Here is a 21624-nt window from a genome sequence, read left to right on the forward strand (position 1 = left end):
GGGTGGTGTCCGCCGTCTGGAGAGTGCGGGCCTCGTTGTGGCCGGTCACGCAGTTCCCCGCGCCCCTGGGGGCGTTTGCCGCCCCCTATCCGAGCAGGGCCGCCAGTTCTGCTTCCCTCTCCGCCACCTGGGCCAGGAGTTGCTCGGCGATCTCATCCAGCAGACGGTCGGGGTCGTCCGGGGCGAGGCGGAGCATCGCGCCGATCGCGCCGTCCTCCAGCTCCTTCGCGACCAGGGTGAGCAGTTCCTTGCGCTGGGCGAGCCATTCGAGGCGGGCGTAGAGCTCCTCGGCTGGGGTGGGGCCCTGCTCCGCGGGCACGGGGCCCGCGGCCCACTCCTCGGCCAGCTCCCGCAGCAGCGCCTCGTCGCCTCGGGAGTACGCCGCGTTGACCCGGGTGATGAACTCCTCGCGCCGGGAACGCTCGGCCGCTTCCTGGGCGAGATCGGGGTGGGCCTTGCGGGCCAGCTCGCGGTAGAGCTTGCGGGCCTCGTCACTGGGGCGCACCCGCTGCGGCGGCCGTACCGGCTGCTCCGTGAGCATCGCGGCGGCCTCCGGGGACAGCCCCTCGCTGTCCATCCAGCCGTGGAACAGCTCCTCGACGCCGGGCATGGGCAGCACCCGGGCGCGGGCCTCGTCGGCCTTGCGGATGTCCTCGGGGTCACCGGTGCGGGCGGCCGTGGCCTCGGCGATCCGGGCGTCCAGCTCGTCGAGGCGGGCGTACATCGGGCCGAGCTTCTGGTGGTGCAGTCGGGAGAAGTTCTCCACCTCGACGCGGAAGGTCTCCACGGCGATCTCGTACTCGATCAACGCCTGCTCGGCGGCCCGCACGGCCCGCTCCAGCCGCTCCTCGGGCCGCTCGGCCCCGTCCTCGGCCGTCACCTGCGCCTCACCACCCTGATCGGCTCCGCCTGCGGGCACCTCGGCACCACCGTGCGTGCCCGCACCAGCGGGCTCGGCCTGGGACTGCTCAGCTTCGGGCGTCGTCACCCGACCAGCGTAGGGGACTGCGTCAGCTGAGCCGAGGCGCGGGCACCGCCCGCACGGACAGCACCGGCGTTGTCGCTGGCCTGCTGGGGCTCGCTGGCCTGCTGGGGCTGCCGCCCCAGACCCCGCTTCGGCCCTGAAGGGGCCTCCTCCACGAGCGCCGCACGGGCTGAATGGTGCGACCGGCATCGAGAGGCGCGGCCCCCCTATCGTCGGCCAGTCACCGCACGCACCCCGACCGCACGTCCGCACCAGGTCACACCCCGACCTCCGCCGCGACCCGCCCCGCCCGAACCGCCGTGACCAGCGCGCTGTGGTCGGCCTCCGTGCGGTCGGCGTAGTTGACGGCGAACGTGGCGATCGCCTCGTCCAGTTCCTCGTTCTTGCCGCAGTAGCCGGAGACCAGTCGGGGGTCGGCGCTGTGGGAGTGGGCCCGGGCCAGGAGGGCGCCGGTCATGCGGGCGTAGTCGTCTATCTGGTCGGCGGCCAGGGCTGCCGGGTCGACGCTGCCCTTGCGGTTGCGGAACTGGCGGACCTGGAAGGGGAGTCCGTCGACCGTCGTCCAGCCCAGCAGGACGTCGCTGACCACCTGCATGCGCTTCTGGCCGAGGACCACGCGCCGCCCCTCGTGCTCCGCCTTCGGCACCTCGAAACCGGCCGTCACCAGGTGCGGGAGCAGGGCCGACGGGCGGGCCTCCTTGACCTGGAGGATCAACGACTCTCCCCGGTGGTCCAGGAGCAGGACGACGTAGGAGCGGGTGCCCACGCTGCCCGTACCCACCACGCGGAACGCCACGTCGTGCACCGAGTGCCGGGACAGGAGGGGGTGGCGGTCCTCGGAGAGCGTGGCGACGTAGCTCTCCAGCGACGCCGCCACCGCGGCCGCCTCCGCGTCCGGAACCCGGCGCAGCACGGGCGGAGCGTCGACGAACCGGCGGCCGCCGTCCTCGGTCGGCTCCGTCGACTTCGCCGCGAAGCGACCGCTGGTGTTGGCCCGCGCCTTCTCCGCGACCCGCTCAAGCGTGCCGAGCAGATCATGGGCGTCGGTGTGGGAGACGAGCTCCTCGTCCGCGATCGCGTTCCACGCGTCCAGCACCGAGAGCTTGGCCAGCAGTCGCATGGTGCGCCGGTAGGCGCCGACCGTGTCGTGCGCCGCCTTGCGGCACGCGTCCTCGTCGGCGCCCGCCTCCCGGCCCGCCAGCACGAGCGAGGTGGCGAGCCGCTTGAGGTCCCACTCCCAGGGGCCGTACAGCGTCTCGTCGAAGTCGTTCAGATCGATGATCAGGCCGCCGCGCGGATCGCCGTACAGGCCGAAGTTGGCCGCGTGCGCGTCACCGCAGATCTGGGCGCGGATCTGGGTCATGGGGGTGCGGGCGAGGTCGTACGCCATGAGTCCCGCCGAGCCCCGCAGAAACGCGAAGGGGGTCGCCGCCATCCGGCCGACCCTGATGGGGGTGAGGTCGGCAAGCCGGCCCAGGTTGGACTCCTCGACGGCGGCCACGGCGTCGGGGCGGGCGGCGTCGAGATCGAGAAGGGCGTGATCGCCGCGCGGCACCCGCCCGCGCAGCGCCTTGCCCTCCTCCTTGGGTGAGCCACCGCCGGGCCACTCGGCGAAACCGCGCACCCGGGGCAGCCGACGCGCCGCGGATGCCGCCGGCGCCTCCGAAGGCGACTCCGACACCACCGAGGCCGCCTCCGTCGCAGCACCCGCACCGACCTCGGTCATCTCGACCGCCTCCCCCGCTCACGCACTACCGCCAACACGAACATCAACTCGTGCCGACGTTACAGCCGGTGGCCGAAACGCGTCAGGCCCTGTGGACAACTCCACGGCGCCAACCGAGCAGGCTGTGGAAAACCAGGAAACGCGGCTGGGAACCCGGCTGGAAACGCGGCTGGAAGCCCTGCTGCAGAAGCCTGGAGCAGCGGGCGGCTGCGGAACGTCCTCCCGGAGGACCGACCTCAGCGGCTCCCCGCGCCGTCCCCCAGGTACGTCTTCGCCCACCCGCCCAGCTCGATCAGCGCGGGCTCCAGCGCGGCGCCCGCCTCCGTCAGCCGGTAGACCACCCGCAGCGGCGGCCCCTCATAGACCTCGCGCACCACCAGTCCCGCGGCGGCGAGTTCGGTGAGCCGGTCGGAGAGCATGCGTTCGCTGATGCCGGGGATCGCCCGGCGCAGGGCGACGAAGTACGCGGGCCCCGCGGTCAGGACGGACACGATCGGGCCCGTCCAACGCTTGCCGAGCAGCTGGAAGACCTGGGTGATCCCCTCGTCGACCCGCTTGCACGCCCCTACGTCGTGACTCTGCTCACCCGCCATGTCACCCGCCATGCCCTTCAGGGTACTGCCCTCCCGTACGGGGATGAAAAAAAGTAAGTACCTGTGTTATCCATAGTCGAGTACAAATTTTCAGTCGCTTCCCTTCCTCGGTTCCTTTGGAGACCCTCATGGCCACGCTCCTGCACATCGACTCCTCCGTCTTCCCGGCCGACGCCTCGTCCTCCCGGGCCGTCGCCGACGCCTTCCGCAACGCCTGGCAGGAACAGCACCCCGAGAGCACGGTGATCCACCGCGACCTCGCCACGAACCCCGTGCCGCACATCACCGCCGACGCCCACACCGCCGGTTTCTCCGATCCGGCCACGCACAGCGCCGAGCAGGCCGCCGCCTTCGCGGAACGCGTGAAGCTGATCGAGGAGCTGGAGCGTGCGGACGCGGTGCTGATCGGCGCCCCGATGTACAACCTGACGATCCCCTCGACGCTGAAGGCCTGGCTGGACAACGTGGTCCTGTTCGGCCGTACGGCGGGCGCCGCCCAGTCGGTCAAGGGCACCCCGATCACGGTCGTCGCCAGCCGCGGCGGCGCCTACGGGCCGGGCACCCCGCGCGCGGGCTACGAGTACGTGCAGAACTACCTGTCGGCGGTGCTGGCCGACTTCCTCGGCGCCGACCTCGACTTCATCGTCCCGGAGCTCACGATGGCCCCGGCCGACCCGGCGATGGCCGATCTGGTCCCGCTCTTCGAGGCCTCGCGTGAGCGCGCCCTCGACGAGGCCGCCGCGAAGGCGAAGCAACTGGCCCAGCGGCTCGCGGCGTAGTCGCGCCGACGAGCACGCGCGCGTAGGGCCCCGGTCGAGCGCTGCGGGCCGCTACGCGTACGCGTGCCGCGAACCCACCCACGACTCGGGCTGCGTCGACGTCACCCCGAGCCGCCGCTGGGGCGAGGGCAGGGCCGCCGGGCCTGACCCCGGCGACGAAGGAGAGCGACTCGGGGGGCATCGGTGGGCTCCCGGGAAAGGGGAGCTCCAATCTCGCGCCGAGGCGAAGGCCGCCACCTCCGGTGAACGGTCACCGTTCACCGGCCGGGAAGCGAGCCGCTTGGCCGAAAGTCCGACCGCCCCGACCGGCCCGGACGACCCACCGGCACAATCACCGTATGCATACGCTCTCTGTTGTCCTCGTCGCCCTGATGGCGCTGCTGCACGCCTACATCCTCGTGCTGGAGATGTTCCTGTGGCAGCGCGGCCCTGGCCGCCGCTTCTCCGGCTTCGACGCCGACATGGCCCGCTCCACCGCACCCCTGGCAGCCAACCAGGGCCTCTACAACGGCTTCCTGGCCGCGGGCCTGGTCTGGGGTCTGATCGCCGACGACCCGACCGGCTACCGCGTCCAGATCTTCTTCCTGTCCTGCATCGTCGTCGCGGGCGTGTACGGCGCGGCCACCGCCAACCGCCGCATCCTCTTCGCCCAGGCACTCCCCGCGGCCGTGAGCCTCGCCGCGGTCATCGCCGCCGGCTGAGTCCGGCCCCCGGGCTCTGCCGGAGGAGCAGGACCGCGTGTAAGCATCATCACACCGGGGCCGGCCAAGGCCCCGGAACGCCGAAACGGGCTCATCGTCATCACGATGAGCCCGTTTCGCACTGTGGGGAACCGACGGAATGCGCTGGTCAGGGGGTATGCAACCGTGCGAGGAGATCGTTTCCCGCGCTGCGCCGTCGGTTTTCCCGCGGCCCAGGCCAGAGGCTGGTTCAAGGATTCAGGGGTGGCGTCGGATCCGCGAGGTGCCGCGTGCGCAGCATGTCCATCTGCGGGGACCGGCGGACCAGATCGCCCCCGACGTGCCTGAGGCACTGAGCGGGCTCGGCCCTTACCGGCCGCTGCCGCTCATCTCCGGGCCCCGGCGACCCAGCGACATCGAATTCGACCGTGTCGACGCGTGCACGGGCCACGGACCCTGGAAGACGGAGCCGCTGGTTGTTGCCACCGCCGTGAGCCCACTGATTCACGAAGGTGCGCGGCTCGTACGTCCGGCCGACGGGACGCGCGTCGAGGGCCAGGAATCGGCCGGAGGCGGGCCCGGGCCCGGGAGTTGTCGGCCATCCCTCCTCTCATCAGGGAAACAAACTCGGCACCGCTGGTACGAACAGCTTCTCCGCGAACATCACAGGAGGAAAGGGTTCACGCCCGAGGAGGACGAAACGTACCTTGTGCTGCTGATCAGCATGTTCTTCTTGTATGCGAAAGAGGCTTCGCCATGGGGCGCCCCGAACTACCGGTCGACCCGGCGGCCGGTCCCGTGCAGCGACTCGCCCACGATCTTCGGGAGCTGCGCCGTTCGGCGGGTGGCGTGTCGTACCGGACCATGGCGAAGAAGGCCGGCTTCTCGGTGACGACCCTGGCGAAGGCGGCGAGCGGCGAGCGACTGCCGTCGTTGGCCGTGCTCCGGGCGTACGTCCAGGCCTGCGGCGCCGACCCCGGTCCGTGGGAGGCACGGTGGGCGGAGGCCGAGGCGCTGGCCGGGGAGGAGAGGGAGGAGGATGCCGACGCCGCACCGCCCTACCGTGGCCTCGCGCGCTTCGAGCCGGATGACCGTGAGCTGTTCTTCGGCCGGGACCGGCTGATCGACGAGCTGAGCGAGCTGGGGTGCGGGTCCGCTTTCGCCATGGTGTTCGGGGCGTCCGGCAGCGGCAAGTCCTCTCTGCTGCGGGCCGGTCTGATACCCCTGCTGCGGGAGAAGATCGCCCAGCAGGGGCGTACGGCGGTCCTTCGGATACTCACTCCGGGAGACCGGCCCGCCACCACCTACGGACATCTGCTGACGCCGGCGGCCGACGATCCGGAGAGCTGGGTGGTGGTGGATCAGTTCGAGGAGGTCTTCACCCTCTGCCGCGAGCGCGCCGAGCGGGACCGGTTCCTCGACCTTCTGCTCGCCGCGCGCGCCCCGGGAAGCCGACTGCGCGTGCTCATAGCCGTACGGTCCGACTTCTACGCACGGTGCGCCGAGCACCCGCGACTGGCTGAGGCGCTGCACGGGAGCGGGCTCCTGGTCAGGCCCATGACCGCCGACGAGCTGCGCGAGGCGGTGATCGGTCCCGCGCAGGCGGCCGGGCTCATCGTGGAGCGGACACTGACCGCACGGATCGTCGAGGACGTGCTCGACGAGCCCGGCGGACTGCCGATGCTGTCCCACGCCCTGCTGGAGACCTGGCGGCGGCGCAAGGGGCGGATGCTGACCCTGGCCGCGTACGAAGCGGCCGGCGGAGTGCGCGGCGCGATCGCGGCCAGCGCCGAGGAGGCGTACGGGGAGCTCTCACCGGCGCAGGCGCACGCCGCCCGGCACCTGCTCCTGCGGATGGTCGAGCCCGGCCAGGGCAACGCCGACACGCGCCGCCCGCTCAGCTGGGAGGAAATGGCCGGGTGGGAGGACCCCGAGGTGCGGGCCGTCGCCGGGCGGCTGACCCGGGCCCGGCTGCTGACCACCGACGACGACGGGGTGCAGCTGGCCCATGAGGCGCTCATCAGCTGCTGGCCGCGGCTGCGCGAGTGGATCGACGCGGACCGGGAGCGGCTGCGCCACCACCGGCAGCTGACCGACGCCGCCCGCACCTGGCTGGAGCACGACCGCGACCCGGGCACGCTCTACCGGGGCACCCGCCTGGCGCGGGCCGAGGAACTGTTCGCGGGCGACGACCGCGGCTACGACGGCCTGACGTCCGAGGAGACCGCCTTCCTGGTCGCCGCGGCGGAGCAGCGGGCGGCGGAGGAGCGGGCCGCCACCCGGGCCCGGCGCCGCAGCCGCACGCTCACGGCCTCGCTCTGCGCCGTGCTGGCGGTGGCCCTGGTCGTCGGCCTGACCGCCGTACGACTGCGTCAGGACAGCGAGAAGAAGACCACCGACACGGCGGCCCGCCGGGTGGCCGCGGTCGCCGAGGCGCTGCGGACCACCGACCCGCGCACGGCGATGCTGCTCGGCGTCGCCGCATGGCGCATGTCCCCGCTGCCGGAGTCCCGCCGAGCCCTGCTGGGCGCGCTGGCCCAGCCCGAACTGGGCACCTTCACCGACCCGGCGCCCGGTGACGAACCGACGCGTGTCCTCGACAGCTCCGGGCGCACTCTGCTCAGCCTCGGCGACAACACCTGGCGGACGTGGGACGTGGACACCCACCGCCGTATCGCCTCGGGGTCGGTGCCTCATGGCGCGATACTCGGCGCGGGGCCGGGCGGCCGGGTGCTCGTCATCCAGACCGCCCAGCAGACCCAGCGGTTGTGGGACACCCGGACGAAGCGCTGGATCGGGGACCCCCTGCCGTTCAGGGACAACGTGAGCTTCGGGGCGAGCGGCCGCAATTACCTGGTGACGAGCATGTTCGACGACCGGGCTCGGCTCTACTCCCTCACCGACGGCCATCTGGTCTTCCAGACCCCGGCGGCCGGCAGCGGGGAGCGCGCCGCCGCGGCAGCCGACGACGACCGGCTGTTGGCCGTCTGCCCGCGCGGCCGGGGCCCGCAGGTCTGGGACACCTCCGCGCGCAGGGTCCGGTCCGGTGCCTGGACGAGCGCTCGCGGCGTCTGTGATGGTGACCGCACCTTCCTCGGCCTCACCGGCGGCCGGCTCCTCACCCTCACCGGGGACCGGGTGCGTGTATGGGACACCACGTCGGGACGAGAGCTCGCCGACGTCGCCCACCCAGGTGCCAACGGCGCCGTCGTGAGCGCTGACGGCTCGTTCCTGGCGACCGGCGGCGGCCAGGAGATCAGAGTGTGGCGTCTGTCCAAGGGCGGCGCCCCCGTTTTCCGGCACTCCCTGGACAACGCGTCGCTCTCCGGTCTCGCCTGGGACTCCTCGCGGCCCCTGCTGCGGTACCTCGAAGGTGGCACGGTCCACACCCTCGACCTCACCACGACGCTCACCCGGGCCTGGCGCAAGAATCCGCTCGCCGGGGTCCGGCTCAGCCCCGACGGCAGGACGCTCGCCACCGCCGAACGCATCGGTGAACGCTACGTCTTCCAGCTGCGGAACACGCGCGACGGCCGTCTGCTGCGCACCCTGCCGACCCCGTCACGTCCCGTCTTCCGCACCGGCAACCCGACGGTCTCCGGGGACCTCACCGAGCCTTTGCTGTCCTTCAGCCCCGACGGAGGCACGTTCGCGTACGGAATCTCCGTCTCTATCGGGGACACGGTGCCTCAGCGTCTGACGGTGTGGGACGTGGCCGCCGGACACGCGAAGACCACGGTGGACCTGGCGACGGCGTCCACGACGCCTACGGACGCGATCGCCCTGGGACCGGGCGGTCGTACGCTCCTCACCGCACGTTTGACCGAAGACGGCTACTTCAACGAGACATGGGACACCACGCGGCAGCGGAGGACGGCGCTCCTTCCCGACCCGGGCGGCCGTGGTCTGGCCGTCAGCCCGGACGGCCGGCTCCTCGTGACCGACAACCGCGTCGTCCGAGCGGGCCGGTCCCACGCCCATGACCTCGTCCAGCACGACGGCATCGGAGCCATCGCCTTCGCTCCCGACGGCTCCAGCCTGGCGGCGGGCGACTGGACAGGGCGGGTGGCCGTCTGGGACGGCGACCTCCGGCACCGGGCGGGCATCCTGAGGAACGTCTTTCTGGCGCCCGTCGATCCGTCCTCCGACTCAGCCGAGGCGATCAGGGCTCTCGCGTTCAGTCCGGACGGCAGCACGCTTGCCGTGGGCGGCGACTCGGGGACCGTCCAACTCTGGGACATCGCAACCCAGCAACCTCTCGGTCCTTCTCTGCCCACCCCCGGTGAGAGCGTCGACACGCTCGCCTTCAGCCCGGACAGCACCATGCTGTACGCGGGCGGCAAGCACGCCCCGCTCCAGCGGTACGTCGTGGATCCTGACCGAGCGGCATCCCTTGTCTGCTCCCGTGCCGGGAACGCGGAGCTGACCCGGGCGCAGTGGCGCACCTATGTTCCGGACCGGCCGTACCGGCGTGTCTGCCCCTGACCGTCTCCGTGGATCATGAAAGTGGCCGGGTCAGCAGTGCGATCCAGCCTCGGGACTCGCGCCAATACGGCGCGAACGCCTCCCACTTCTCGGTCTGCGACATGCCGTGGAGAGGGGATCAGCGCGCGGGACAGGGTCGATGTCAGCACGGCCGTTCGACGGCAGCCGGTCTTCCGGATCTTCATGGACAGCTCTCCCGCCGGATTTCTCGACCCATTGATCAGGGCGGGCTGCTGCCCCGGCCGAGGGAGAAGTCCGGACCGGGGCAGCGACGGGTCGATCGTCAAGGGCCCGGGAGTTGTCCCCCCACCCCCATCCCGCCGTCAAACAGTCCCCCTCGCCCGCGACCCACCGCCGACGGCCGGCGTGATCCCGCCTCGCCGAAGTCCTCAGCGCCGGGTCCGGTGTCGTACGGCCTTGGCATCGGCGCCGTCCCAGAGCGTGAGGCGACTGCGGACGCCTGGTCGCCGAAGCCGAGAACCGTACGCGGGCGCCGGGCAAGCAATCTCCAGGGGCGTCCCGGCAGAGGCAGAAGCCTCTGACGCCGGCCAGTCCGCGACCGCCCACCGAATTGTCTGACCTGGCAAAAGGGACGTGCCAAACAACATTCCGGTTGCGAGCGTCGGTGCAGCAAGGCCGGATCCCGGCACCCTGAGTCACCCGGAGAAGAGCACATGTCCTCCACCGGCGCGATGACGCTCCCCGAATCGGAAGCGCCTCAACAGCCGCCGCGACGCCGCACCCGCAAGATCACCGTCGGCTCGGTCGTCACCACCCTGGCGCTGTCGGTCCTCGCGGGGCCTTCGCAGAACGCGGGCGGCAGGGCCCGCCCGTAGCTCCGCGGGCTCTGGCCGACACGGGTGCGGTCGCCTCGCCGAAGGCGAACACAGTGACACTGACCAGCCATATCACCGGAACCGGGGGACGCCGCACGTGCCCATCGCCTTCCTGCTGCACAACGCCTACGCGATGGGCGGCACCGTACGGACCACAATGACACTCGCCGACACGCTCGCCGGGCGACACCAGGTGGAACTCGTGTCGGTCTTCCGGCACCGCGAGAAACCACACCTGGGGCGGTCGCCGAACGTGCCGCTGCGGGCCCTGGTGGACCGGCGCGAGGGATCCGCGGACGGGGCGGACCCTCTCGCCCGGCGGGCCGGAGAGGTCTTCCCGAAGGGGGACAGCCGCTCGCACCAGTACCACCGGCTCGCCGAGCAGCGGGTCATCGACTGGCTGCGGGAGACGGACGCCGACGTCGTCGTGGGCACCAGGGCCGGACTCAACGCGCTGCTGGCCCGGTTCGGGCCACGACATGCCGTACGCGTCGGCCAGGAGCACGTCACCCACTACAACCACCCTCACCGACTGCGGACGGAACTCCAGCGCTGGTACGGCGGTCTCGACGCGCTGGTCACCATGACCGGGGCGGACGCGCGCGACCACCGGCACGGCATGCGGCTGCCGCGCACCCGGGTGCTGGCCATCCCCAACAGCGTCCCCGAACCCGCGGTGCCGCCGGCCGACGCGGCGGCCAAGGTGGTCGTCGCGGCGGGACGGTTGGCCCGCGTCAAGCGGTACGAGATGCTGGTCGACGCCTTCGCCCTGGCCCGTGCGGTCTGCCCCGACTGGTCCCTGCGCATCTACGGGGACGGCCCGGAGCGCGCCCGGATAGCCGGCCGGATAGCCCACCACGGGCTGGGAGACCGGGTCTTCCTGATGGGTTCGGTCACGCCCATCGAGGCCGAGTGGGTCAAGGGCTCCATCGCCGCGGTGACCTCCGCGCACGAGTCGTTCGGAATGACGATCGTGGAGGCCATGCGCTGCGGCCTGCCCGTGGTGAGCACCGACAGCCCCCACGGGCCCGGCGAGATCATCCGCCACGGTGTGGACGGCTTCCTCGTCCCGCGCGACAGCACCCGGGGCGTGGCCGACGCGCTGCTGGCACTGATGCGGGACGACGGACGGCGTGCGGAGATGGGCAGGGCCGCCCGGGCCGGCGCGGCAAAACGATTCACCCCGGACGGCGTCGCCGACCGCTACGAGCGCCTGTTCAGCGCACTGGTGGAGGAGCGGGCCGGGCGGTCCGCTCCTGAACCGCCCGGCCCGGCCGACTGGCGCGACCGTGCCACCGTGCTCGCCGCCACGGCAGGCATCCTCGCCCGCGGAGCGGTGCGCCGCGGACGGCGCAAGCTGGGGTGGGTCGGATGAACGCGGATCGCACAGCGGCCTCGGCACAGCGGATGCTGTGGATCGTGGCCGCCGGGTTCTGTCTGCTGTCGGCCGTCCTCGTACCGCTCACGCTGCCGCTCGGCTGGGACGAGATCGTGTACGCCAGCCGCTTCGGATCGTACGGTCCCGCAACCCCGTTCAGCGCCCCGCGTACCCGCGGGGTCCCCCTGCTGCTTGCTCCGATCGCCTCCTGGAGCGACTCGACGGTGCTGCTCAGGGTGTGGCTGCTCCTGCTGGCCGGCGGTGCGCTCTGGCTGGGATTCCGACCCTGGCTGCGGATCCTGCGCCGCCCGGCGGCGGTGTGGGTGGCGGCCGGGCTGTACGGCAGCCTGTGGATCACTCTGTTCTACGCCAATTCCGCGATGCCGAACCACTACACCGCGATGGGTGCCACCGGCGCGGTGGGCTGCTTCCTCGCGCCGCGTCCCCGGTACGCGGGTGTCGCCGCAGGCCTGGCGGTGGTGACACTGATGCGGCCCAACGACGGTGTGGCCGTCGCCGTGCCGCTGCTCCTGGCCGCCGTGCTGATGCCCACACTGCGCGACCACGGCCGCCTGAGGGGGCGTCTGTCGGCCCTGGCGGCCGGACTGGTGGCGGGTGCGCTCCCCTGGGTCGTCGAGGCCGAGGTGCGGTTCGGCGGGGTGCGGAACCGGCTCGCGGAGGCCGACGAGGTCCAGGGCGGCCTGCGGGCCGTCTTCTCCCTGGGCGCCCATCTCACCTCGCTGGACGGCCCGCTGCTGTGCCGTCCCTGTACGGGCGACAGCGTACGGCTGCCCGTGACGGAGTGGTGGGTGCTGCTACCGCTGCTGGTCGGCCTGGGACTGTGGGCGGAGCGCCGGGCGCGCCGGTCCGCCGCACCGCTGTGGCTGGCGGTGGCGGTGGCGGTGGCCGCGGCGGCGCCGTACTTCTTCCTCGTCCCCTACGCCGCGCCGCGGTTCCTGCTGCCGGCCTACGCCCTGCTGGCGCTCCCTGCTGCTATCGGGCTCCTCGCCGTCGTCCACCGGGCCCGCACCCGCCGTTCGCTGCCGACAGCCGCGGTGCTGGCCCTGGTACTCCTCGGGCACTTAGGCATCCAGGCCGTGCTCGTCCACCATCATGCGGGCAACCATCAGCGGGCCCGCGGAGACTGGGTCCGGATCGCCTCCGTGCTGCGCGAGCACGGGGTGCACCCGCCGTGTGTCCTCGCGGGGAACACTTCGACGATTCCCATCGCCCACACCGCGGGCTGCACTGTCTCGGAGACGGATCCCCCGGCGCACCCCAGTGCGCTGGTCCTTCGCGAGCGGAAGCCACCGCACTGGGCGCGTGACTGGCATCGATTCCCGGTGCCGGACACCTACCACCCCGGATGGACCGTCGTCGTGCGTCCATGACGGCCGGCCGTGCGCCTCGGGGCCGGTAGGGCGAGGCCGCCCCAAGGCTGACTGCGGCGCCGGCGGCTCCCGAGGTGCCACCGCCCCGGCCGTGTCCTTTGGCCGGCTGATCCCGCTGGGACGGTTTCCGCCCCGACGGCAGCGACGCTGTCCACGTGGTCACGGAACTGCGGGTCCCCTACGAGGTGCCGGTCACCGGTCCCGGTTCGTACGCCGTCTATCTGTGGCTGGAGCGGCCGGCACCGCCAGTCTGACCTGTGATTGCGCTGCTGCGGGGCTGACGGTGGCCCCACCCATGCCCAAAGTGCGCGGGACGAGCGCGCGGGCGAGGGCTTCGGCCCCGAGGGGCGGGCGGGGCGTCAAGCAGGTTGCCGGGCAGCCGCCGTACGCCGGTGGCGTCCTGCACCAGCGTGTCGCCCGCAAGGCAGAGGCGTGGAGCGACGACCGCGTTACGTCCGGACAAGTAATGTGGAACTCAGTCCTCCGGAATTGTATGCGGCGGCAAAAGGGGCCTGCCAAACAACCTCCCGGCTGTGAGCGTCGGTCGTGACATCGCTGCACGTCGAACAACCGGAGCACACCATGCCCACCAGCGTCCTGATCGCGGTCGCCTTGTCCGTCCTTCTCGGGATCCTGGTGTTCTTCACAGTGCCCAGGGACACCGAGACATCCGGCAAGAAACACGTCGACTTCCCACAGGTCCCCTGGAACATCAACCGCGGCTCGGGCGCCTATCTGACAGTGCTCGACCAGCTGCGCAACCTCGCCGAGACCTCGGCCAACGGCCGCGTCATGCCCAACGTCGACACCGAGGTGAACGTCGCCAGCACCGGCGACACGGAGAGCCAGAGTTACGCCGACATCGTGATCAGCAGCGGCAACCACATCCCCGCGGTGCATGCGATCGTACGGCTCAGCGACTTCTGCGTCGTGCGGTTCTTCTCCAGCGACACCCCGCACAACTTCGTCCTGAACCTCGCCTCCGACGTCCCCAACCATGAGGACTCCGACGACAACTGGTTCCTCGGCAAGGAGGGCTACGACGCCCTCGCCCGCGTCGCGAACCAGTCGCTGACCGCCGTCAACCTGAACGAGTTCAGCCTTGAGAACAGCCTCAGGGACCTCGGCATCCGCGGCACCGACCGCACCGCCCAGGCGCGCGGCATGCTGCGCTACATCATCGCCATCACCGAGGCCTCCCGGTTCCGCCCCATTGCCGACCGCATCGCGAACGGCATGGACAACGGGTCCGACGTCTTCGTCACCGCACAGCAGGTCGGCCTGATACGCAACTAGGCCGGCATCAGCGATGTCTTCATCGGCCACACCAACCGCACCGACCTCTCCGCCAGCACCAGCGAAGCCCATGATCTGGCCGTCGCGGCGGACATGGACGACCTGGCGGAGCGCGAACGTCGTTCACCGAGTTCGTGCTGGACGTCTCCGTACGCCCTCTCCATAGCCTGCTGGTGGAGCTGGCGGAAGTCTCCCCGGGCGTGGACGCCACCCCCGTCCGAACGTTCTCCCGCGGCCGCCGCACAAACGGCGTGGATCCGATTGATCGCCGCCCGTCGCAGCTACCGCCACACGATGCGGCGCGGCATCCACCTGCCCCTCATCGACCCGGAACCGAGCCCGACGGGTCCACTCAAGGTCTGCCGCCAGCGCACGATCACCGTCAGCCCCGAAGCCGGCGCCAAGGGCATCGAGTCAGCGGGCTCCCGCCGCGTCCGCGGCATCGCAGCATCGCGGCACAAACGATCCTGCTCGCCTTCCAGCTGGCCCACGCGAACCGCCGCAAGATCAAAAAGTGGCTGGACACCCTGTCGCTCGGCGGCGAGCGTCCCCGTCGGCGCACCCACCACCGCCGACCGAAGAAAGAGCCGAGGAGCTGGACCCCGACCGGCCACCTGGCCCCGGCGGCGTAGATCAATCCGACCCGCGGTGCAGCACAGACAAAGACAGGCCCCACCCGTGAGATAGCTCACGCGTCGGGGCCTGTGGTGTGACCTGACCAGGCTGTGTGATGCCTCACAGCGATCATGGAAACGAGAAACGGGCCCCTCCGGTGACTTCCGTCACCTGGAGAGACCCGTTTCGTCGGTTTCTCACTGTGCGCGAGGGGGGAGTTGAACCCCCACGCCCTTGCGGGCACTGGAACCTGAATCCAGCGCGTCTGCCTATTCCGCCACCCGCGCATTGGGTGTGTCCTCGGGCTCTTCCCTTGCGGTCCGGCGCCTTCCGACACGCAGAACATTAGCACGCCGTCCAGGGTGGATTCACATCCCTTAACCCCAGGCAGCCGCCGTGCGAGCGGCCCGCGGGCGCCCACCAGCACAGTCGGCACATCCCGCCCGACCACGACCGACCCACGGCGCCCTCCGCTCCGTATCAACGAGTACCTGTTCACGTATCAACCTCGTACCGGTACCACGCATCTCCCCAGGAGCCGGTCGGGGTCCACAGTCAGGTGCGGGACACTGGTCTTCGGCCGCCTCTACGATCCATGGCAAGACTGTGCCCCTGAGGAGTTCGAAGGGGAGCTCCACAGGGAACTTCGAGGGCGTCGACACCCGTCGACCGGGCCGACAGGGGGAACCAGCCGATTGACCGGCGCGTGGATACGATCAGTAAGCAGTACCAGGTAAGGCAGTACCCGCCCGGCGGGATGCAGGACGAAGCAGGCTACGGAGGAGGTGCCCCATGGGAGTCCTGAAGAAGTTCGAGCAGCGTCTCGAAGGTCTGGTCAACGGCACCTTCGCCAAGGTGTTCAAGTCCGAGGTCCAGCCAGTGGAGATCGCGGGAGCGCTCCAGCGCGAGTGCGACAACAACGCGACCATCTGGAACCGCGACCGCACGGTCGTCCCCAACGACTTCATCGTGGAGCTCAGCGCCCCGGACCACGAGCGGCTGAGCCCCTACTCCGGCCAGCTCGGCGACGAGCTCGCCGGCATGGTCCGCGACTACGCCAAACAGCAGCGCTACACCTTCATGGGCCCGATCAAGGTCAACCTGGAGAAGGCCGACGACCTCGACACCGGCCTGTACCGCGTGCGCAGCCGCACCCTCGCCGGCTCCACCGACCAGCAGAGCGGCGGCCGGCAGGCCCCCGCACCCGCCGCCCCGGCCGGGCGGCCCGGTGGCGCCCAGGGCCAGGGCGGCTACGGCTATCCGCCGGCCGCCGCACCCGCGGGCGCCCCGCCCATGCCGGCCGCGCCGCCGCCCGGCGGCCGCCCCGGCGGTTACGGCTACCCGCAGCCCGCGGGCGGCCAGCGCCCCCCCGCCGCACCCGCGGCCGGCGGCCGCACCCGCTACTGGATCGAGATCAACGGCACCCGCCATCAGATCTCCCGCGCCACGCTCGTGCTGGGCCGCAGCACCGACGCCGACGTGCGGATCGACGACCCCGGCGTCTCCCGCCGGCACTGCGAGATCCGGACCGGAACGCCCTCGACGATCCAGGATCTCGGGTCCACCAACGGCATCGTGGTGGACGGGCAGCACACCACCCGCGCTACGCTCCGCGACGGCTCGCGGATCGTCGTGGGCAGCACCACCGTTATCTATAGGCAAGCCGAAGGGTGAAGCGGGGGCAATGTCAGAGCTGACCCTCACGGTCATGCGGCTGGGTTTCCTGGCCGTCCTGTGGCTGTTCGTGATCGTGGCCGTGCAGGTCATCCGCAGCGACCTGTTCGGTACGCGTGTCACGCAGCGCGGATCGCGCCGCGAGGCCGCCCGGCCGCAGCAGGCCGCCAGGCAGGCGGCGCCGCCGCCGCAGCGCGGCCAGCAGGGCGGCGGCCGCCAGCGCCGTAACGCCCCCACCAAGCTGGTCGTGTCCGAAGGCACCCTCACCGGCACCACCGTCGCGCTCCAGGGCCAGACCATCACCCTGGGCCGGGCGCACGACAGCACGATCGTGCTGGACGACGACTACGCCTCCAGCCGGCATGCCAGGATCTACCCGGACCGCGACGGCCAGTGGATCGTCGAGGACCTGGGCTCCACCAACGGCACGTACCTCGACCGAACGCGGCTCACGACCCCCACACCGATTCCGCTGGGCGCGCCGATCCGCATCGGCAAGACCGTCATCGAGCTGCGGAAGTAGTACGACAATGAGCGAGCGGAGCGAGCACGCAGCGGCGGCCCCCAGCAGGGGTCCCGGCGCGCTCCCGACCGGAGGGTGGGCACCGTGCGGATGTACCCGGAGCCGACGGGCGAGGTGCGCATGAGTCTGTCACTGCGCTTCGCCGCCGGATCGCACAAAGGCATGATCCGGGAAGGCAACGAGGACTCCGGATACGCCGGACCCCGCCTGCTCGCCATCGCCGACGGCATGGGCGGCGCCGCGGCCGGCGAGGTCGCCTCCTCCGAGGCCATCTCCACGATCGTCGCCCTCGACGACGACGTCCCCGGCTCCGACATCCTCACCTCGCTCGGCACCGCCGTACAGCGCGCCAACGACCAACTGCGCTCCATGGTCGAGGAGGACCCGCAACTGGAAGGCATGGGCACCACGCTCACCGCCCTCCTGTGGACCGGACAGCGCCTCGGCCTCGTCCACGTCGGCGACTCCCGCGCCTACCTGCTGCGCGACGGCGTCCTCACCCAGATCACGCAGGACCACACCTGGGTGCAGCGCCTCGTCGACGAAGGCCGTATCACCGAGGAAGAGGCGACCACACACCCGCAGCGGTCCCTCCTGATGCGCGCGCTGGGCAGCGGCGACCACGTCGAACCCGACCTCTCCATCCGCGAGGTCCGCGCCGGCGACCGGTACCTGATCTGCTCCGACGGCCTCTCCGGCGTCGTGTCCCACCAGACCCTCGAGGACACCCTCGCCAGCTACCAGGGCCCCCAGGAGACCGTGCAGCAGCTGATCGAGCTCGCGCTGCGCGGCGGCGGCCCCGACAACATCACCGTGATCATCGCCGACGTCCTCGACCTGGACACCGGCGACACCCTCGCCGGGCAGCTGTCCGACACCCCGGTCGTGGTCGGCGCCGTCGCCGAGAACCAGAACCACCTGCACGACAACGGCATCATGCAGACCCCCGCCGGCCGCGCCTCCGGACTCGGCCGCCACGTACCCGGACAGGGCGGCGGAGGCGGCGAGTTCGGCCCGCCCGGCTCCGGCGACACCACCGGCTACGTCCCCACGGGCAGCTACGGCGACTACACCGACGACGACTTCGTCAAACCCCGCAAGGGCCGCTGGCTGAAGAGATCCCTCTACATCGCCCTCGCGCTCGGCGTGATCGGCGGCGGTCTCTACGGCGGCTGGCGCTGGACACAGACCCAGTACTACGTGGGCGCCAACAACGAACACGTCGCCCTGTACCGGGGGATCAGCCAGGACCTGGCCTGGGTCTCGTTGTCGAAGGTGGAGAAGGACCACCCCGAGATCGAACTCAAGTACCTGCCGCCCTACCAGCAGAAGCTCGTCAAGGACACCATCACCGAGGGCGGCCTGAAGGACGCCCAGACGAAAATCGACGAGCTCGCCCTGCAGGCCTCCGCGTGCAAGAAGCGGTCCGAGCAGCAGGCCGCCGAGAGCGAGAAGAACGCCCGGACCGGCGAGGGCGAGGCCGGAGGCACCATGGGAACCACCCGTACCTCCCTCACGTCCAAGGCGACACCGACACCGACCCCCTCGGCGTCCAAGCCCTCGACCCCGCCCAACACCACCTCCCCGACACCGACTGCGACGCCAAGCCCCGGCCCCACTCTCTCGGAGGAAGAGCAGAAGGTCGTCTCGAACTGCGGTACGCAGTAGGCAAGCCGTGAGAGGCCCCGTCACACGATGAGCAGTACTACGAACTCGCCGACGCATCACACATCCACGATCGGCGCGATCGGCGCGCCGAGCAGGCGCAACACCGAGCTCGCGCTGCTGGTGTTCGCGGTCGTCATTCCGGTATTCGCCTACGCCAATGTGGGGTTGGCGATCCATGACGAGGTACCGGCCGGGCTGCTGAGCTACGGAATCGGCCTCGGCCTGCTGGCCGGCGTCGGCCACCTCGCCGTACGCAAGTTCGCGCCGTACGCGGACCCGCTGCTGCTGCCCCTGGCCACTCTGCTGAACGGCCTCGGGCTGGTGGCGATCTGGCGGCTGGACCAGTCGAAGCTGCTGCAGTCGCTGCCCACCTACGTCACGGCCGCGCCCCGACAACTGCTGTACACCGCGCTCGGCATCGCACTGTTCGTCGTCGTGCTGATCTTCCTCAAGGACCACCGCGTCCTGCAGCGCTACACGTACATCTCGATGTTCGCCGCTCTGGTGCTACTCCTGCTGCCGCTGGTGCCCGGACTCGGAGCCGACGTCTTCGGCGCCAAGATCTGGATCCGTGTCCCCGGCCTCGGCTCCGTCCAGCCCGGTGAGTTCGCAAAGATCGTCCTCGCGGTCTTCTTCGCCGGCTACCTGATGGTCAAGCGCGACGCCCTCGCCCTCGCCAGCCGCCGCTTCATGGGCCTGTACCTGCCGCGCGGCCGCGACCTCGGCCCGATCCTCGTCGTCTGGGCGATGTCGATCCTGATCCTGGTCTTCGAGACCGACCTCGGTACGTCGCTGCTGTTCTTCGGAATGTTCGTCATCATGCTGTACGTCGCCACCGAGCGGACCAGCTGGATCGTCTTCGGTCTGCTGATGTCCGCGGTCGGCGCCGTGGGCGTGGCGTCCTTCGAACCGCACATCCAGCAGCGCGTGGACGCCTGGCTCGACCCGATGCGTGAGTACACGCTCAGCCAGGCGGGCGTCGTCGGCCACTCCGAGCAGGCCATGCAGGCCCTGTGGGCGTTCGGCTCCGGCGGCACACTCGGCACCGGCTGGGGCCAAGGCCACTCCGAGCTCATCCGCTTCGCCGCCAACTCCGACTTCATCCTCGCCACCTTCGGCGAGGAACTCGGCCTTGCAGGCGTCATGGCGCTACTGCTGCTGTACGCATTGATCGTGGAGCGCGGCGTACGCACCGCCCTCGCCGCCCGCGACCCCTTCGGCAAGCTGCTCGCCGTCGGCCTCTCCGGCGCCTTCGCCCTCCAGGTCTTCGTCGTGGCAGGCGGTGTCATGGGCCTCATCCCGCTGACCGGTATGACCATGCCGTTCCTGGCCTACGGCGGTTCCTCCGTGCTCGCCAACTGGGCCCTCATCGGCATCCTGATGCGTATCAGCGACACCGCCCGCCGCCCGGCGCCCGCCCCCGCCCCCAGCCCCGACGCCGAGATGACCCAGGTGGTCCGCCCGTCATGAACAAGCCCCTGCGCCGGATCGCGATCTTCTGCGGCCTTCTCGTCCTCACCCTGCTCATCCGGGACAACTGGCTCCAGTACGTCAAGGCCGACAGCCTGAAAGAGGACCCCAAGAACCGCCGCGTCCTCATCGCCCGCTACGCCACCCCCCGCGGCGACATAATCGTCGGCGGCAACCCGATCACCGGGCACACCGAGACCACCTCGGGCGACTTCAAGTTCAAGCGCACGTACAAGAACGGCGCCATGTGGGCGCCCGTCACCGGCTTCGTCTCGCAGGCCTACGGCGCCAACCAGCTGGAGTCCATCCAGGACGGCATCCTCAGCGGCACCGACGACCGGCTCTTCTTCCGCAACACCCTCGACATGATCACGGGTAAGGAGAAGGAGGGCGGCAACGTCGTCACCACCCTCAACGCCGCCGCGCAGAAGGCCGCCTACGACGGTCTGAAGAAGCAGGGCGGCAAGGGCGCCGTCGCCGCCATCGAACCCGCCACCGGCAAGATCCTGGCGCTGGCCTCCTTCCCGTCGTACGACCCCTCCACGATCGCCGGTGGCAGCACCGCCGACGAAGAGGCCTGGAAGAAGCTCCAGAAGAAGAACAACCCCGACGACCCGATGCTCAACCGGGCGCTGCGCGAGGTCTACCCGCCCGGCTCCACCTTCAAGGTCGTCACCGCCGCCGCGGCCCTGGAGAACGGCCTGTACACCACCGCCGACGAGAAGACGAAGTCGCCGGACCCGTGGGTCATGGAGGGCACCACCACCAAGCTGCCCAACGAGGGCAACATCCCCTGCGAGAACGCCACCCTGCGCGTCGCCCTCCAGTACTCCTGCAACACCGTCTTCGGCAAGATCGGCTCCGACCTCGGCAACGACAAGATGCTGGAGGAAGCCAAGAAGTTCGGCTTCACCGAGGAGCAGTTCACGCCGACCCGCACCAGCGCGTCGGTCTTCTCCGACGACATGAACCCCTCGCAGACCGCGCTGTCCTCCATCGGCCAGTTCAACACCGCCGCCACCCCGCTGCAGATGGCCATGGTGGCCTCGGCGGTCGCCAACAACGGCACCCTGATGAAGCCGTACATGGTCGACGAACTCCAGACGCACAACTTCGACGCCCTCGAGAAGACCGACCCCGAGGAGCTGAGCCAGCCGCTGTCGCCGGAGAACGCCCAGATCCTCCAGTCGATGATGGAGACGGTCGTCGAGGACGGCACCGGCAAGAACGCCCGGATCGACGGCGTCAAGGTCGGCGGCAAGACCGGTACCGCCCAGCACGGCGTGGAGAACAGCGAGAACCCCTACGCGTGGTTCATCTCCTACGCCAAGCTCAGCGACAACAGCTCGCCGGTGGCCGTGGCCGTGGTGATCGAGGACGACAACGCGGTCCGCGACGACATCTCCGGCGGCGGCCTCGCGGCCCCCATCGCCAAGAGCGTCATGGAGGCGGTCATCGACAGCAAGAAGTGACCCCGCTCACGTCCCCTTCACATCGGTGCACGTTGCGATACCGGTCCTGTATC

15 protein-coding genes and 1 tRNA gene are annotated in these 21624 nt (G+C 70.7%); 12 read left to right on the forward strand and 4 right to left on the reverse strand.

Features of this window, described 5'->3' with window-relative positions; translation table 11 throughout:
- Positions 1–85: 85 nt before the first annotated feature.
- From ACZ4UU_RS11980 to ACZ4UU_RS11990, 3 genes are all read right to left on the reverse strand, one after another.
- Positions 86–988, reverse strand: coding sequence for a J domain-containing protein (locus tag ACZ4UU_RS11980; RefSeq protein ID WP_468038916.1), 903 nt, complete (start codon positions 986–988; stop codon positions 86–88).
- A gap of 253 nt (positions 989–1241) precedes the next feature.
- Complete coding sequence (locus tag ACZ4UU_RS11985; protein ID WP_468038918.1) at positions 1242–2711, reverse strand: DUF2252 domain-containing protein; 1470 nt, start codon at positions 2709–2711, stop codon at positions 1242–1244.
- A 236-nt stretch (positions 2712–2947) separates the two neighbouring features.
- Positions 2948–3304, reverse strand: a complete 357-nt coding sequence (locus ACZ4UU_RS11990; RefSeq protein ID WP_468039211.1) for a winged helix-turn-helix transcriptional regulator — start codon at positions 3302–3304, stop codon at positions 2948–2950.
- A gap of 128 nt (positions 3305–3432) precedes the next feature.
- Between ACZ4UU_RS11990 and ACZ4UU_RS11995 the strand changes: the two genes are divergently transcribed.
- The 7 genes from ACZ4UU_RS11995 (at position 3433) to ACZ4UU_RS12025 (ending at position 14149) form a co-directional block, all read left to right on the forward strand.
- Entirely contained in the window at positions 3433–4083 is a 651-nt protein-coding gene (locus tag ACZ4UU_RS11995) for an FMN-dependent NADH-azoreductase (protein ID WP_468038920.1), read from the forward strand.
- 338 nt (positions 4084–4421) lie between these two features.
- Positions 4422–4784 (forward strand): DUF1304 domain-containing protein, encoded by a 363-nt coding sequence (locus ACZ4UU_RS12000; protein WP_468038922.1) that lies wholly within the window; start codon positions 4422–4424, stop codon positions 4782–4784.
- Positions 4785–5519: 735 nt separating this feature from the next.
- Positions 5520–9248, forward strand: a complete 3729-nt coding sequence (locus ACZ4UU_RS12005; RefSeq protein ID WP_468038924.1) for an nSTAND1 domain-containing NTPase — start codon at positions 5520–5522, stop codon at positions 9246–9248.
- Positions 9249–9922: 674 nt separating this feature from the next.
- The gene (locus ACZ4UU_RS12010) at positions 9923–10084 is read left to right on the forward strand and encodes a hypothetical protein (RefSeq protein ID WP_468038926.1); all 162 of its coding nucleotides are present in this window, start codon (positions 9923–9925) and stop codon (positions 10082–10084) included.
- 97 nt (positions 10085–10181) lie between these two features.
- Positions 10182–11459, forward strand: a complete 1278-nt coding sequence (locus tag ACZ4UU_RS12015; RefSeq protein ID WP_468038928.1) for a glycosyltransferase — start codon at positions 10182–10184, stop codon at positions 11457–11459.
- Positions 11456–12853, forward strand: a complete 1398-nt coding sequence (locus ACZ4UU_RS12020) for a hypothetical protein (RefSeq protein WP_468038930.1) — start codon at positions 11456–11458, stop codon at positions 12851–12853. The genes ACZ4UU_RS12015 and ACZ4UU_RS12020 overlap by 4 nt, the downstream gene beginning before the upstream one ends.
- Positions 12854–13435: 582 nt before the next feature.
- Entirely contained in the window at positions 13436–14149 is a 714-nt protein-coding gene (locus tag ACZ4UU_RS12025; RefSeq protein ID WP_468038932.1) for a ribosome-inactivating family protein, read from the forward strand.
- Between the two features lie 818 nt (positions 14150–14967).
- On the opposite strand, the gene ACZ4UU_RS12030 is transcribed toward ACZ4UU_RS12025, so the two are convergent.
- A tRNA-Leu gene (locus ACZ4UU_RS12030) sits at positions 14968–15051 on the reverse strand.
- A gap of 505 nt (positions 15052–15556) precedes the next feature.
- Between ACZ4UU_RS12030 and ACZ4UU_RS12035 the strand changes: the two genes are divergently transcribed.
- From ACZ4UU_RS12035 to ACZ4UU_RS12055, 5 genes are all read left to right on the forward strand, one after another.
- Complete coding sequence (locus tag ACZ4UU_RS12035; protein WP_234768350.1) at positions 15557–16438, forward strand: FhaA domain-containing protein; 882 nt, start codon at positions 15557–15559, stop codon at positions 16436–16438.
- A gap of 10 nt (positions 16439–16448) precedes the next feature.
- Positions 16449–16961, forward strand: coding sequence for an FHA domain-containing protein FhaB/FipA (locus tag ACZ4UU_RS12040; protein WP_468038935.1), 513 nt, complete (start codon positions 16449–16451; stop codon positions 16959–16961).
- A 90-nt stretch (positions 16962–17051) separates the two neighbouring features.
- Positions 17052–18629 (forward strand): Stp1/IreP family PP2C-type Ser/Thr phosphatase, encoded by a 1578-nt coding sequence (locus ACZ4UU_RS12045; protein ID WP_468039213.1) that lies wholly within the window; start codon positions 17052–17054, stop codon positions 18627–18629.
- Between the two features lie 27 nt (positions 18630–18656).
- Positions 18657–20099 carry an FtsW/RodA/SpoVE family cell cycle protein gene (locus tag ACZ4UU_RS12050; protein WP_468038937.1) on the forward strand — a complete coding sequence of 481 codons (1443 nt, stop codon included), beginning with the start codon at positions 18657–18659 and terminating at the stop codon, positions 20097–20099.
- Positions 20096–21571, forward strand: coding sequence for a peptidoglycan D,D-transpeptidase FtsI family protein (locus ACZ4UU_RS12055; protein ID WP_468038939.1), 1476 nt, complete (start codon positions 20096–20098; stop codon positions 21569–21571). Before ACZ4UU_RS12050 ends, ACZ4UU_RS12055 begins: the two co-directional genes overlap by 4 nt.
- The last annotated feature ends 53 nt before the right edge of the window (positions 21572–21624 follow it).

This window comes from Streptomyces sp. NPDC028907 (genome assembly GCF_055564995.1).